The following is a 13,944-nucleotide window of genomic DNA, read 5'->3' as shown; positions in this document are numbered from 1 at the left end:
CGGCGAATATTTAGGGGAAGACGATGTTAAGCGACTGGAGAGCCTTGCGTAGGCTGAAAAGCGTGAACTCCGACGCCCACTTTCACTTTTCGGTAACGCTTCGGCGTAAAACTCACGGCTATGAGGTGGCTTTTTTGTTTGCGGTGTGATATTTGGCAGTTGGGTCTGACCTAGAGCCTTGTACACTGGACAACGACTTTGGAAAGTCCATCGCGCATCTGGATGGATTACGACAAGAGGGGTAGAAGATGAAAGCTATGAATGTTGCCGTCATCGGTACTGGATATGTGGGCATTACCACCGGGGTCACACTGGCCTACATCGGCCACCAGGTGACCTGTGTGGATGTGGATCAGCACAAGCTGGCCCTGCTTCGATCCGGCAAGGCGCACATCTATGAGCCGGGCCTCGAGGAGCTTATGCACCTGGCCCGCGAGCGTCTGAAGTTCACCGACTCGTACGCCGAAGCTGTACCGGACGCCGATGTGATTTTTGTGGCGGTAGGCACGCCTTCGGCCCCCGACGGCAGCCCCGACCTGCGCTATTTGCAGGCCGCAGCAGAGAGCATAGGGCAACACCTGAACAGCAAGTTCACGGTGATCGTAAACAAATCCACTGTGCCCATCGGCTCGGGCAACTGGGTCGAGTCGCTGGTTCAGACCGCCTTCGAGGCCAGGCACGGCAAGAAGGCCAAAGGCAACTTTGCGGTGGCCTCGAACCCCGAGTTTCTGCGGGAGGGCTCGGCCATATACGACTCGCTCTACCCCGACCGAATTGTGGTGGGCGCCGAGCGCGAGGAGGCCCTCGAGGCCCTCTACAACCTCTACCGCCCCCTCCTGGAACAGAGCTTTGCCGAACCGTCTTTTCTGCCACGCCCCAATGCCATGAAGGCTGTGCCAATCATCACCGCGGACCTGGCCTCGGCGGAACTGATAAAATACGCAGCCAACGCTTTTCTGTCGGTCAAGATTAGCTTCATCAACGAAATTGCCAACTTAGCCGAGCGGGTTGGGGCCGATGTGACCCAGATTGCGCGTGGCATCGGGCTGGACAGCCGGATTGGCCCCCGGTTCTTGCAGGCTGGCATCGGCTGGGGGGGGAGCTGCTTTGGCAAGGACACCGCGGCGCTGGTCTCGACCGCCCAGGAGTATGGCCTCTCGATGCCCATTGTGCAGGCCGCCCGCGAGGTCAACTACCGCCAGCGCGAGCGGATGGTGGAGAAGCTCCAGCGTGAGCTGAAAATCCTCAAGGGCCGCACCATTGGCCTGCTGGGCCTGGCCTTCAAGCCCAACACCGACGACCTGCGTGACTCCCCAGCCCTGGACATCGCCCAGCGCCTCCTCAAGCAGGGGGTGAAGGTGCGGGTTCATGACCCGATTGCTCTCGAGCACGCCCAGCGGCAAAACCCCGACCTGGCCGTGGAGTACTGCAAGAGCGTGACGGAGCTGGCCGAGGAAGCCGACGCTTTGGTGCTGGTCACCGACTGGGCGGTCTACCGCGAACTCGACTGGGAGGGCATTGCCAGGCTAATGAAGAGACCCCTGGTGGTGGACGGGCGCAACTTCCTGGACAAACAGCGCCTGATCCGGGCCGGTTTTCAGCATGTCGGGGTGGGCACAGGCACCAACCCGCAGCTGGTCACGGCTGAGGGTTAGGACAGGCAGTCGGTGGCGCCGGCAGAACGGCCCGAGGCCAGGTGGGCAGACTCAACCTGGAGCGCCTCTGATAAACCCATATACATCGAGTTCTGAAAACAAGGGAAAGGGTTACTAGATGCGAATTCTGATTACCGGTGCGGCGGGTTTTTTGGGGAGTCACCTCGCAGAGCGGCTCCTGCTCGAGGGCCATGAAGTGGTGGGCATAGACGATTTCAGCAGCGGCCAGCGGCGCAACATCGAGCTGCTGGCCCAGCATCCGCGTTTTCAGTTCATGGAGGCCGATGCCTCGAGGCCGCTCCAGATCGAGGGGCCCCTGGACTGGGTCATGCACTTTGCCTCGCCGGCCTCGCCCCCGCGCTACCTCAAACTGCCCATCCAGACCCTGCTGGTCAACGGCGAGGGCACCCGGCACCTGCTCGACCTGTCCGTGGAGAAGGGGGCCCGGTTCTTCCTGGCTTCCACCTCCGAGGTTTACGGCGACCCTCTGGTACACCCGCAGTCCGAGGCTTACTGGGGCAACGTGAACCCGGTGGGGCCACGGGCCATCTACGACGAGTCCAAGCGCTACGCCGAGACCCTCACCCTGGCCTACCACCAGGCCAGGGGGGTCTCCACCCGCATCATCCGGATTTTCAATACTTACGGCCCCCGCATGGATGCCGAGGATGGCCGGGTGGTCACCAACTTCATCAACCAGGCCCTGCGCGGCCAGCCCCTCACCATCTACGGCGACGGCAGCCAGACCCGCAGCTTTCAGTACGTGGACGACCTGATCGAGGGCATCCGCCGCCTGATGGAGGTGGAGTACCCCCAGCCGGTGAACCTGGGCAACCCCGAGGAGTACACCATGCTCCAGCTGGCCGAGCTGATTCAGGAACTGGTCGGCTCCAAAACCCCTCTGGTTCACAAGCCCCTGCCCCAGGACGACCCCCGCCAGCGCCGCCCCGACATCAGCCGTGCCAAAACGCTGCTGGGCTGGGAGCCCCAGGTGCCCGTGCGCGAGGGACTTTCCCGCACCATCGCTTACTTTAGAAGCCTTCAGACTTCGGCTTCGTGAGGGTGCTTCAAGACGCTTTGATGATTGAGGTGCTGCGATGAACGTTCTGGTTGTGGGAGGAGCGGGCTACATCGGTAGCCACACTGCCAAGACCCTGAAGAAAGCCGGTCACAACCCTGTGGTGCTGGACAACCTCAGCACCGGCCACCGCTGGGCGGTGCGCTGGGGGCCGCTGGTCGAGGCCGACCTGGCCGATAAAAAGGCAGTATTGCAGGCCATGCGCGACCACCGGATTGAAGCGGTCATCCACTTTGCCGCCAACGCCTATGTAGGCGAGTCCATGCAGAACCCGGCCAAGTACTTTCGCAACAATGTGGCCAACATGCTCAACCTGCTCGAGGCCCAGCATGAGTCGGGCATTCAGTACATGGTGTTTTCCTCGTCCTGCACCACCTATGGCATTCCGGAGCGGGTGCCCATCAGCGAGGACTTCCCCCAGTCGGCCATCAGCCCCTACGGAGAGTCCAAGCTAATGGGCGAAAAGATGCTCAAATGGTTTGGCGAGTGCTACGGCCTGGGTTGGGTGGCCCTGCGCTACTTCAACGCTAGCGGGGCCGACCCCGAGGGGGAGATTGGCGAGGTCCACGACCCCGAGACCCACCTGATTCCCCTGGTGATAGACGCCGCTCTGGGCAAGCGCCCCCCGGTCAAGATTTTCGGCACCGATTACCCCACCCCCGACGGCACCGCCATCCGCGACTACATTCACGTGATGGACCTGGCCGACGCCCATGTGCGGGCCTTGCAGTACCTGCTCGAGGGCGGCGAATCCACCGCCTTCAACCTGGGTACCGGCCACGGCCACAGCGTGCTCGAGGTCATCAACACCGTCGAGCGGGTCGGGGGCCGCAAGGTTCCCGCCGAGGCGGCTCCCCGCCGGGCCGGAGACCCCCCCGCCTTAGTCGCCGACCCCACCAAAGCTCGCAGGGTACTGGGCTGGGAGGCGCGCAACCCGAGCCTCCACCAGATTGTCGAGACGGCCTGGCGCTTTGCGGAAAATCGAAAGTAGAGACCCACAACCCCCACCTGTGGCCGCACGGTCGCTCATCGCTGCTTGCGGCGGCGAGCGGAGCAACCGGTTCTTGCCTGCTTTAGAACGCGCTTGATAAGGGCTTCTCGTAGTTGAATCTGGCTCCACCAGCGTGGCTCCAGGAATCTGGACTGGTTTCCTTATCCTTGACAAAGATTTAGTTATACCTAAAAATAATCGGTACTTTTGGCAGGCTTGCCTAAATCCGGCAGGTCGGGAAATTCTGAGTTGCAACTGGGGGTAGAAGCTGTGAACAACTGGACCACCCGAACGCCCCTCTCCGAGGCCCAGGAAGACTATCTGAAGCAAATCCTCCTACTGGGCAGCGGGGGCAATGAAACGGGCAGACTGGAAGATACCCTGGCCGTTTCGACCCAGTCGCTGGCCGAACAGATGCAGGTGAGGCCGGCTTCGGTGACGGGGATGCTGAAAAAGCTGGCCGAGCTGGGGCTGGTCGTTCACGAGGCCTACCGGGGGGTGCGCCTGACCGAGGCGGGCTACAAGGTCGCCCTCGAGGTTCTCCGCCACCACCGCTTGATTGAGTGCTATCTGCACCAGGCCCTGGGCTATGGCTGGGAGGAAGTGCATGCCGAGGCGGAAAAGCTCGAGCACCACATCTCCGAAGCCTTCGAGGCCCGCATTGCCGAGTGGCTGGGCCACCCCTCCCACGACCCCCACGGCGACGCCATTCCCAGCGCCACCCTGGAGCTACCCCAAAGCAACCCCAGCTGCCGTCTGAGCGGGTTGGAGCGGGGGGCTTTTGGGCTGGTGGTTCGGGTGGCAACCCAGGATCAGGACGCCCTCAACCTCCTGGCCCACCTCGGCCTGCGGCCCGGCGCCTCGGTTCAACTGCTGGAACACCTGCGGGAGGGGAGCCGCATCCAGGTGGGCCAGGAGCGCTATCTGTTGCCCACCGCTCTGGCCCAGGTGCTGTGGATAGAGGAAGGAGGCCCCCGTGGCTAGGCTGAGCTGGCTGGTGGTGCTGGGTCTGATGGGCTTCGGGCTGGCCCAGGCCGACAAAATAGCCCTGCTGCAGCCTGTGGGGCAAAGCCCCCTGCAGGTGGTGACCACGGTCAACTTTGTGACCGACCTGGTGCAGCAGGTTGGGGGCAACCGGGTGCGGGTAGAGGGCCTGATGGGGGCCGGGGTAGACCCCCACCTCTACAAGGCTTCGGCGCGGGATGTGCGCAAGTTGCAGCAAGCCCATCTCATCTTCTACGCCGGGCTTTACCTCGAGGGCAAGATGATGGAGCTACTAGAGCGCCTGCCCAAGGCCATTGCCGTAACCGATGCCATCCCACGCGAACGGCTGATCCGGCCTGCGGGAGGCTTTGAAGGCCAGTACACCTACGACCCCCACGTCTGGTTCGATGTGCCCCTGTGGACGCTCACGGTGGGCCAGGTGGAGCGCGCCCTGAGCCAGGCCGACCCGGCGGGGGCCGCCTACTACCGGGCCAATGCCCAGGCCTACCGGCAGCGCCTGGGAGAGCTTGATGCCTTCATCCGACGGCAAATCGGGCAGGTGCCTGCGGGGCAGCGGGTGCTGATTACGGCGCACGACGCCTTCGCCTACTTCGGTCGGCGCTACGGCCTCGAGGTGCGGGGGCTGCAAGGGGTTTCAACCCTCTCCGAAGCAGGCACCCGCGACGTACAGCAGCTGGCCGATTTCATCGTCCGGAGGCAGATACGGGCCGTTTTTGTGGAGTCCAGCGTGCCCCGCCGGGCCCTTCAGGCGGTGGTCGCGGCGGTGCGGGCTCGAGGCTTTGAGGTGTCGGTGGGAGGCCAGCTCTATTCCGACTCGGCGGGTAGCCCCGGCACCCCCGAAGGAACCTACGTGGGCATGATGGAACACAACATCCGAACCATTGTGAACGGTCTGCTCGGGAGGCCCTTATGACCGCGCATTCCACCACCGATGCCCAGCCCCCTCTGAGCGTGCGTGACCTGACCGTGGTTTACCACGAAAAGCCGGTGCTGTGGGACATAGACTGGGAGGTCCCCGCCGGTCGGCTGTGCGCCATTGTGGGCCCCAACGGAGCGGGCAAGTCCACCCTGCTTAAGGCAGTGCTGGGGCTTTTGCCTAGGGCCTCCGGGCAGGTCTGGTTCTTTGGCAAAACCCTGGCCCAGGCCCGCGCCCGCATCGCCTATGTGCCCCAGCGGGGCACGGTCGACTGGGATTTCCCGACCAGCGTGCTGGATGTGGTGATGATGGGGCTTTACGGCAGGTTGGGCTGGTTCAAACGGCCCGGCGCCCCCGAGCGCGAGGCCGCCCTGCGCTGCCTGGAACAGGTCTCGATGCAAGCCCTGGCCCACCGGCAAATTGCCCAGCTTTCCGGCGGGCAGCAGCAGCGGGTATTCCTGGCCCGGGCTCTGGCCCAGAACGCCGACCTCTACTTTATGGACGAACCTTTTGCAGGGGTGGATGCCGTCACCGAAGAGGCCATTTTGAGGGTGCTGCACCAGCTCAAGCAGCAGGGCAAAACGGTGGTGGTGGTGCACCACGACTTAGAAACGGTGCGGGCCTACTTCGATCATCTGACCCTGCTCAATGTGCAGGTGATTGCCAGCGGCCCCATGGAGGCGACCTTCACGCCGGAGAACCTCAAACGCACCTATGGCGAACGAATGACGGGGGCTTCCTTGCCGATGGCCCCCAGCGGTTAGGGGAGGCTCAAAAAATCGGGACATCGGCGAAACAGCCCCCAGCCCGGCCCTCTGGAGAACCCTGCGTTTTATGTCAGTCCGCGATGCCAGCCATGCTTGAACTTCTACACCAGGTTTTTACCGACTATACCCTGCGCAATGTGGCCCTGGGGTCGGCTTTGCTGGGGGTGGTGGGCGGGGTGCTGGGAGCTTTTGCCATGCTGCGGCGGCAGAGTTTGCTGGGCGATGTGCTGGCCCATGCGGCCCTGCCAGGAATCTGCCTGGCCTTTATCCTGACCGGCTCCAAACAGCCGCTTCTGTTGCTTTTGGGTGGGGGCCTAGCTGGCTGGCTGGCTTCTTTGGCGGTGCTGGCCGTGCTGCGGCATACCCGGCTGCCCGAGGACTCGGCCCTGGGCGTGATGCTGAGCAGCTTTTTCGGGTTTGGCGTGGCCCTTTTAACCTTCATTCAACACAGCAACAACGCCAACCAGGCCGGGCTGGATCAGTTCATCTTCGGACAGGCCGCGACCATCGTGGCCTCGGATGTGCTGGCCTTTGTGGGGCTTGGGGGGGTGGCCCTCTTCACCGTGGGGCTTTTTTACAAAGAGTTCAAGCTGCTTTCTTTCGACCCCGACTACGCCCAGAGCCTGGGTCTGCCGGTGCGGGGCCTTGGCACCCTCCTCACCTCGCTGACGGTGCTGGCGGTGATGGTGGGGCTGCAAACCGTGGGGGTGGTCTTGATGGCGGCCATGCTCATCGCACCGGCGGCAGCGGCCCGTCAGTGGACCGACCGGCTCAGCGCCCTGATTGGGCTGGCGGCGCTGTTTGGCGCTTTGGCCGGGGTGAGCGGGGCCTTGCTCTCGGCCACCCGCGACAACCTGCCCACCGGCCCGCTGGTGATTCTCTGCATCAGCGCCATTCTGCTGGTTTCGCTCTTCCTGGCCCCCCTGCGCGGCTTGGTGTGGGCCTGGCTGCGCGACCGGCAGAACCGCCGCCGGATTTACCTCGAGCGCCTTTTGCTGGACGCCCACCTGTTGCACAACCACGCGGTGCTGACCCCCCAAACCCTGGCCCAACACCGCCGCGAGTCGCTCTCAGCCGCCGAGCGAGAGCTGCGGATGCTCCAGGCCTGGGGTTGGCTCGAGGCCAGTTCCACCGGCTACGCCCTGACGCCCACCGGCCACGCCAAAGCCCACGAGCTGGAAGCCGCCATGCGGGTAGGGGCCAAAGCGCCCGGAGGCCCATGATATGAACGCAGACCTGGTCATTATCGTCACGGCCATCCTGGTCTCGGCGGCCTCGGCCCTGCTCGGCACCTTTCTGGTGTTGCGCCGCATGGCCCTGCTCTCGGATGCCATTGCCCATGCGGTGTTGCCGGGCATCGTGCTGGCTTACTGGCTCACAGGGGGCGAGCGGGCCTCCCTGCCGGCCTTGCTGGGCGCTTCGGCGGCGGGCCTGCTCACCGTAAGCCTGGTGGAGTGGCTGAGCCGAACCGGCAAGGTCAAGAACGACGCCGCTATCGGCATTGTCTTCCCGGCCCTGTTTAGCCTGGGGGTGCTGGCGGTCTCGCTTTACTTCCGAAATGTGCATCTGGACATGGATGCCGTGCTCTACGGGGAGATTGCCTACGCGCCCTTCAACACCCACCCCGTGGGGGGCCTCGAGGTGCCCGAGTCGTGGCTGGTGATGGGTTCGCTCTTCCTGCTCAACCTTGGCTTCGTGCTGCTTTTCTACAAAGAACTCAAGCTCGCCACTTTCGATGCGGGCCTGGCCGCCGCCCTGGGCTTTGCGCCGGGCGCGCTCCACTATGCGCTGATGGCCCTGGTCTCCATCACCTCGGTGGGGGCTTTCCAGTCGGTGGGGGCCATTTTGATTGTGGCGTTTCTGATTGTTCCCCCTGCCACCGCGTTTTTGCTGACCCGGCGGCTACCCGTGATGATCGGCCTGGCCCTGGGGGTGGGCGTGGTTTCCAGCCTGGTGGGCTATGGGCTGGCCATCTGGCTCGATGCTTCCATAGCCGGGATGATGGCCACGGTGGCCGGCCTGTGCTTTGCGCTGGCTTTTCTTTTTGCTCCGCAAGAGGGTTATCTGAGCCGTTGGCTGCGCCGCAAGCGGGAGCGCCTCGAGGTCGCGGCCCGCCTGCTGGTGGCCCACCTGGCCCACCACGACCGGGCGGTGCCCGAGCCCGAAGCCCTGGAGGAGTTCGGCTGGAATCCCAGATTCTTGCAGCAGGTCAAAGACAGGGCTGTGCAACAAGGTTGGCTCGAGGTCGTGGCCGAAGGGCTGCGCCCCACCCCCGCCGGCCTTGCAATCAGCCGGGGTCGTTTGGTGCCGGAAGGGTAATTCCAGCCTTGCCCGGCCAGGCAGAGAGCAGACAGGCTTACACCCACAACCTACGGCCAAAAGCCCGGTTTTTCCCTGTGCATCCTCAACAGTCGCAAAGATGCCTGAAGTTGTTACACCCAAAGTTTGAGACGAGTTTCAGCGTTGGGGCCACTCAGCGGCTAACATCCACGCTGGTTCGGTTGCCCGCAGCGTCTACCGCAATGAGCGTAACCTTGCGTACTGGAACCTCCACGTAAAAGTTAACTTCCTTGCCCTTGGGCAGCGACAGGGGGTTGAAGGTACGGTCGTATTGCAGGGTCACCCGATCCACCCCGGTATCATCGAGCACGCGCCCGGAGATTTGCAGGCTTGACTCAGTGCGAGCTGGAATTTCCTCCTCGGTGCCGTCGGGCAGGGTCCGTTTGCGGGCGGGTTGGGTCACCGTGACCACCCGCTCGGCCCGCTCAATCACAATCTGGGGGGGGCGAGCATCCAGCACCAGCGGCAGGCGAACCGTGCGGGTCTGGCCGCTCATGTCGGTGGCGTCTACCTTTATCTCCACCTGCCCCGACTGAGGCGCCTGCACCCGAAAGCTAAAGCGCACCAGCTTCTGCCCCCGGTTGGCCTCCGAAAGCAGTTCCTTTCCGCCCGCCTTTACGCTCAGAATGCCGACATCATCCAGCGCATACCCCTGCACCTGCAAGGAGCGCTGCGACAGCACCCCGCTTTTGGGCTGGGTAATGCCAATCAGGGGCGGCTGGCTATCCCCAGGCCGCTGGCACGATGAAAGGAGCAACAAAAAAAGAAGGGGCACAAGACGCACCCCTTCATCTTATAGGAGGGCTCAGGGTCTAAAAATTAGCCCTGCCCGGATGTTGTAATCAAACCCACCCAGCACGCCACTCAGTGCACCGGTACCAATGCCAAAACCAATCTGGCCCTCCCCATAGACGCTGAAGGGCTGTCCGGGGAAAGCGTATTCGATACCCGCCAGGCCATGGGGGAAGATATAAATGCCAGAGTTGCCAAGAACCGTCCAGAAGCCCGCCGAAACCCCCGCACCGGCATACCAGCTCAGAGTAAAGCCCGGCGCGGCAGGAATGGCCTGCTCTAAGATCATGTAGTCGGCCCCAGCTCCAAGCCCTGCAAACGCGAGACCTCCCCCCACACGCAAGTTGCTTACCTGGTACTGCACACCGATCCAGGTCGGAAAGCCCGAGTAGAGGCCAAAACCATCCGACTGAGCTTTACCCAGAGAACCAAACATCACCGCGAACAAGAAAACCAGGGGTACCAGGCGTTTCATTTTTAGCTCACCTCCAAGCGTAGTCTAGCACCGTTGCGATATTTTTGCCTCAGTCTAGGTGGTATATAGCGCATTAATCCGCACGTAGCCCTCGGTCAGGTCGCATCCCCAGGCCATTCCCTGGCCCGGGCCCAGCCCCAGGTCGGCTTCTACCTGCACCTCTTCGGCTTGCATGGCCTGGCTGGCTCGAGCTCGGTCGAAGTCCAGTACCTGGCCCGCGTATAGGGGAATGCCTTGCAGGGTGATGCATACCCTGTCCGGCTCGAGCGCCACCCCTGCTTTTCCCAGCGCCATCATGACCCGGCCCCAGTTGGGGTCGTTGCCGTAGACGGCGCTTTTCCACAAGGGGCTGGCCGCCACCGAGAGCGCGGCTTTGCGGGCTTCCGCATCACTGGCAGCCCCGGTTACCTTCACGGTGAGCAGTTTGGTAGCGCCCTCGCCGTCGCGGGCCAGCTTGCGGGCCAGCTCCACGCACACCTGCTCCACCGCCTGCCAGAACTCGCCCAGGTCAACCGGCCCTGCCGCCCCGTTGGTCATCAGCACGGCCATGTCGTTGGTGGAGGTGTCGGTGTCCACCGTAACCTGATTGAAGCTCCGGTCCACCACCCCCTGCCAGCCCCGGCGCAGCTCTTCCTGGGAAACCTCGGCATCGGAGACGATGTAGGCCAGCATGGTGGCCATGTTGGGGGCAATCATGCCGCTGCCCTTGCACACGCCCACCACCCGGGCCCCACTGCTTAGGGTGGCTTCGGCCATCTTGGGCACCAGGTCGGTGGTCATGATGGCCTCCATGAAAGGGTCAACCTCCAGACCCAAGCGAATGTTCGGCAGGCCTGCTTCCACTTTCTCCACCGGTAAGGGCTGCCCAATGACCCCGGTGGAACCGGTCAGAACAGCCTCTGGAGCCAGATGTTGCTGGGTTGCGGCCAGTTCGGCCATCCTCCGGTCGGCCCAGAAACCCTGTGGGCCGGTGGCGCAGTTGGCGTTGCCTGCATTGACCACAATGGCTTGCAGGGGCTGGCCTTTTGCCAGAAGCTCACGGCCCCGCAATACACAAGGAGCGGCGGCTTTGTTCAAAGTGCCCACAAAGGCCCAGTGGCATGGGGTTCCCGAAACCAAAAGGGCCAGATCGGGCTTGCCCGAGGGTTTGATACCAGCCTGGGTGGCACCTGCACGAAAACCGATGGGTAGTTGCATGCCAGCAGCATATCCTTCCGTTCACCGATTTGGGAAATTGTGTACCTTCAAACACCACATGGGCTGTGGGGAAACGGCCCCTTCTGTAGCAGTCCGGCACCCGCGCCCAAAAAGCTCCTGCTGTGACCGGTCTTGGTGAATCTCCCCCCCAACCACCTGACCGCAAGGACTACGTTACAGGGGCATAAAGTGGGCGTTAAACCGCTACTTTTCGTGCACAACGGGTTTTTCTCGGCTACCATGACGGTGATTGAGGGTTGTAGAGCATCATTTGGCTCGACCATCGCCCTTGTACGGGTGGAGGCATCATGGGTGAAGCGTGGTTTGCAGTGTGGGTGTTGGGCATACTGTTGGTGTACGCACGGGTTATCTGGGATGATTTGGTTTTCGACCTGGCCTATCTACTGCGCTTCCGCAAGCTGGGAAACCAGTCGCTGACCCCCGAAGAACTCGAGGCCGACCGACCCCAGCGGCTGGCGGTGTTGCTGCCGACCTGGCAGGACGCCCAGAACCTTGGCCCCATGCTCCGGGCGACCCTGGGCTACACCAACTACTCGCCCCTGCACCTCGATTTTTTCGTGGGCGTCCACCCCAACGACCCCCGAACCCTCGAGGCAGCCGAGGCGCTTTCCCAGGAGTTCGTCAACGTGCACGTGGTGGTTTGCAACCAACCCGGCCCCCTGCCGAGAGGCCAGTTGCTGAACTTTATGTACGCTTACCTGGAGCGCTTCGAGCGGCACAATCGGCTTCGCTTTGAGGCGGTGGCCCTGCACAGCCCCGACGATGTGATTCATCCCTACGCCTTCAAGCTCTACAGCACCCTGCTGCGCAAATACCCCGCCGTGCAGTTGCCCGTATGCTTGCTGCCGGCCCAGGGCAGTTTTTGGAAAGGCTGGCTGGAGGCCGGCTTCGTGGCCGACTCTGCCGAAGCACAGCGTCGGCACCTGCCGCTGCGGGAGCAACTGGGGGTTTTTGTGCCCAACGCATCCTCCGGGTTTGCCCTGCGCCGCGAGCTTCTGCCCGAGATGGCCAGCGACGGCAACGTCTTCAGCAACCGGCCCGACGCCCCCGATTTCGACCCCGCCCTGAGGCTCTGGCGCATCGGCCTGCCGGTTCACCAGCACCTGCAATTCATCTGGCGCATGGACGACCAGGGTCAAGCCTATCGCGAAATGGTCACGGTGCAGCAGTTGTTGGGCCCCCATAGCAGCATTGGCCGAATCAAGACCTCCTGGACATTCGGGCTGGGCCGGCGACTGATGGGACTGCTGCTCGGTCGCCCCAAGGGGGAGGAAGCTCGAGCGCTCCTGCCCAGCAGGCATACCCCTGTCCTGCTCAACCTGGCCCATCTGGTGGGTTGGCCTACCTTCGCCTACGCCCTTCTGGCCCAGCTCTTTGGCTGGCCTGGGGCCCACAATCCAGTGGTGGTGGGCTTGCTTACCCTGCTTGGCGCCATTTTGCTGTTCCGCTGGGCCATGCGCGTCCAGGCTGTCCGTGCCCTGTATGGCCCCCAGATGGCCCTCAAGGCTTCCTGGCTGCCGCCCGGCTTTCCTTTGCACTGGATTTTGCGGGGCTTGACCCACAAGAAGTCGTCCACGGCGAGGCCCACGTACATGGGTGAAGCCTACCTCGAGGCCCACCGGCTACGCCTGGGCGATCAGCTCCTTTTCTACAACGACATTCCTGCGCCCCAGCTAGCCCAGGCCCTGCAGATGCAAAGCTACGGCATCTATCGCCCAAGGCTGGGGGAGATTCTGGTTGCCGAGAACTTCATCAGCGAGCAGACCCTGCGCAAGCGACTGGCCGAGTTGCGCTGGACTAAGATGGCAGCCACGGTTGCCAAGCAAACCCAGGCCCTCAACAACCCCACCTACTACCCCCGCGACCTGCACCGGCGCAAGCAAGAGCAGCTGACCCAGGAAAAAAACCCTACCGTCCTGACCGATACCATGTTCTAAAACGTTGCCAACGTCTGAAGTTTTGTGTGATCCGAAAAGAGTGGGCGAGTCTTGCGATTCCGAAGACACCCACTGACACCAAGCCCCTCAGGGGCCCTAGTTTTCGAAGGGCAAGCCCGCACACCGCCCTGCTCGAGCCTGTGCTGTGCCGATGTGCGAACAGGAGGCCGCTCCTGGGGGCGGCCTCCGGGTGTTGCCCTGACTACGCGGTCGGCTCTATCAGGCCGTAGTTGCCGTCGCGGCGGCGGTAGATGACGTTGATCTGCTCGGTTTCGGCGTTGCGGAACACGAAGAAATCGTGGCCCAGGGCCTCCATTTCAAAGGCCGCGTCCTCGGGGGTCATGGGTTTCATGTGGAAGCGCTTGGTGCGAACGATGCGCGGTGCGGCTTCTTCCTCGAGCTCGGTCTCACCCAGGCCTGCCGTCACGGGTGCGGCAACCGGCTGACGGGTTCGCTGGAAGTGCCGTTCCTTGTAGCGCTTGAGCTGGTACTCGAGGCGGTCAATCGAACGGTCTATGGCCGCGTACATATCGGGGTCGGATTCTTCCACCCGCACCATGCCCCCCGGCACATTGACCTGAATCTCGGCCTTGGCCTTGCGCTCGACCCGCGGCCCCTGGGCCATCGAAAGCACCACTCGAGCTTCCGCGTTGTCCTCGAAGTGCCGATCCAAGCGGGCCATTTTTTTGTCCAGGTAGTTCTTGAGGGCCTCGGTAATCTCGATTTGACGACCCACCAGCTTGTAGACGTTCATGCTCGCCCTCCAATCA

General features: G+C 63.0%; 13 protein-coding genes. 9 read left to right on the top strand and 4 right to left on the bottom strand.

What is annotated here, in order from left to right:
* The first annotated feature begins 257 nt into the window (after positions 1–257).
* The 8 genes from NZN28_RS06965 to NZN28_RS06930 all read left to right on the top strand — a co-directional run bounded on the left by NZN28_RS06965 (position 258) and on the right by NZN28_RS06930 (position 8,731).
* A complete protein-coding gene (locus tag NZN28_RS06965) occupies positions 258–1,655 on the top strand; it encodes a UDP-glucose/GDP-mannose dehydrogenase family protein (RefSeq protein ID WP_295396551.1) in 1,398 nt (465 codons plus the stop codon).
* 118 nt (positions 1,656–1,773) lie between these two features.
* A complete protein-coding gene (locus NZN28_RS06960; RefSeq protein ID WP_295396549.1) occupies positions 1,774–2,715 on the top strand; it encodes a UDP-glucuronic acid decarboxylase family protein in 942 nt (313 codons plus the stop codon).
* 37 nt (positions 2,716–2,752) lie between these two features.
* Positions 2,753–3,724 (top strand): UDP-glucose 4-epimerase GalE, encoded by a 972-nt coding sequence (gene galE, locus NZN28_RS06955; RefSeq protein ID WP_295396546.1) that lies wholly within the window; start codon positions 2,753–2,755, stop codon positions 3,722–3,724.
* 270 nt (positions 3,725–3,994) lie between these two features.
* Positions 3,995–4,708 (top strand): metal-dependent transcriptional regulator, encoded by a 714-nt coding sequence (locus NZN28_RS06950; protein ID WP_295396544.1) that lies wholly within the window; start codon positions 3,995–3,997, stop codon positions 4,706–4,708.
* A complete protein-coding gene (locus tag NZN28_RS06945) occupies positions 4,701–5,642 on the top strand; it encodes a zinc ABC transporter substrate-binding protein (RefSeq protein WP_295396541.1) in 942 nt (313 codons plus the stop codon). Before NZN28_RS06950 ends, NZN28_RS06945 begins: the two co-directional genes overlap by 8 nt.
* Positions 5,639–6,409, top strand: a complete 771-nt coding sequence (locus NZN28_RS06940; RefSeq protein ID WP_295396539.1) for a metal ABC transporter ATP-binding protein — start codon at positions 5,639–5,641, stop codon at positions 6,407–6,409. The genes NZN28_RS06945 and NZN28_RS06940 overlap by 4 nt, the downstream gene beginning before the upstream one ends.
* 92 nt (positions 6,410–6,501) lie before the next feature.
* Complete coding sequence (locus tag NZN28_RS06935; protein ID WP_295396537.1) at positions 6,502–7,635, top strand: iron chelate uptake ABC transporter family permease subunit; 1,134 nt, start codon at positions 6,502–6,504, stop codon at positions 7,633–7,635.
* A 1-nt stretch (position 7,636) separates the two neighbouring features.
* Positions 7,637–8,731 (top strand): metal ABC transporter permease, encoded by a 1,095-nt coding sequence (locus NZN28_RS06930; protein ID WP_295396535.1) that lies wholly within the window; start codon positions 7,637–7,639, stop codon positions 8,729–8,731.
* Positions 8,732–8,885: 154 nt separating this feature from the next.
* Here the strand turns inward: NZN28_RS06930 and NZN28_RS06925 are convergent, their stop codons facing one another.
* From NZN28_RS06925 to argJ, 3 genes are read right to left on the bottom strand one after another with little or no spacing between them, the layout of a single operon-like run.
* Complete coding sequence (locus NZN28_RS06925; protein WP_295396532.1) at positions 8,886–9,536, bottom strand: hypothetical protein; 651 nt, start codon at positions 9,534–9,536, stop codon at positions 8,886–8,888.
* 21 nt (positions 9,537–9,557) lie between these two features.
* Positions 9,558–10,019, bottom strand: coding sequence for a hypothetical protein (locus NZN28_RS06920; RefSeq protein WP_295396529.1), 462 nt, complete (start codon positions 10,017–10,019; stop codon positions 9,558–9,560).
* Between the two features lie 54 nt (positions 10,020–10,073).
* Positions 10,074–11,216: a bifunctional glutamate N-acetyltransferase/amino-acid acetyltransferase ArgJ gene (argJ, locus tag NZN28_RS06915; protein WP_295396527.1), complete on the bottom strand. Its 1,143-nt coding sequence runs from the start codon at positions 11,214–11,216 to the stop codon at positions 10,074–10,076.
* Between the two features lie 308 nt (positions 11,217–11,524).
* Between argJ and NZN28_RS06910 the strand changes: the two genes are divergently transcribed.
* Positions 11,525–13,174, top strand: coding sequence for a glycosyltransferase (locus tag NZN28_RS06910; protein WP_295396525.1), 1,650 nt, complete (start codon positions 11,525–11,527; stop codon positions 13,172–13,174).
* Between the two features lie 202 nt (positions 13,175–13,376).
* Here NZN28_RS06910 and raiA read toward each other — a convergent pair whose 3' ends face one another.
* Positions 13,377–13,928 carry a ribosome-associated translation inhibitor RaiA gene (gene raiA / locus NZN28_RS06905; RefSeq protein WP_295396522.1) on the bottom strand — a complete coding sequence of 184 codons (552 nt, stop codon included), beginning with the start codon at positions 13,926–13,928 and terminating at the stop codon, positions 13,377–13,379.
* Positions 13,929–13,944: the final 16 nt, after the last annotated feature.

The sequence above is a fragment of the Meiothermus sp. genome (assembly GCF_025056915.1).
Taxonomy (GTDB): Bacteria; Deinococcota; Deinococci; order Deinococcales; family Thermaceae; genus Meiothermus.
This window is presented reverse-complemented; position numbering and strand designations above follow the sequence as displayed.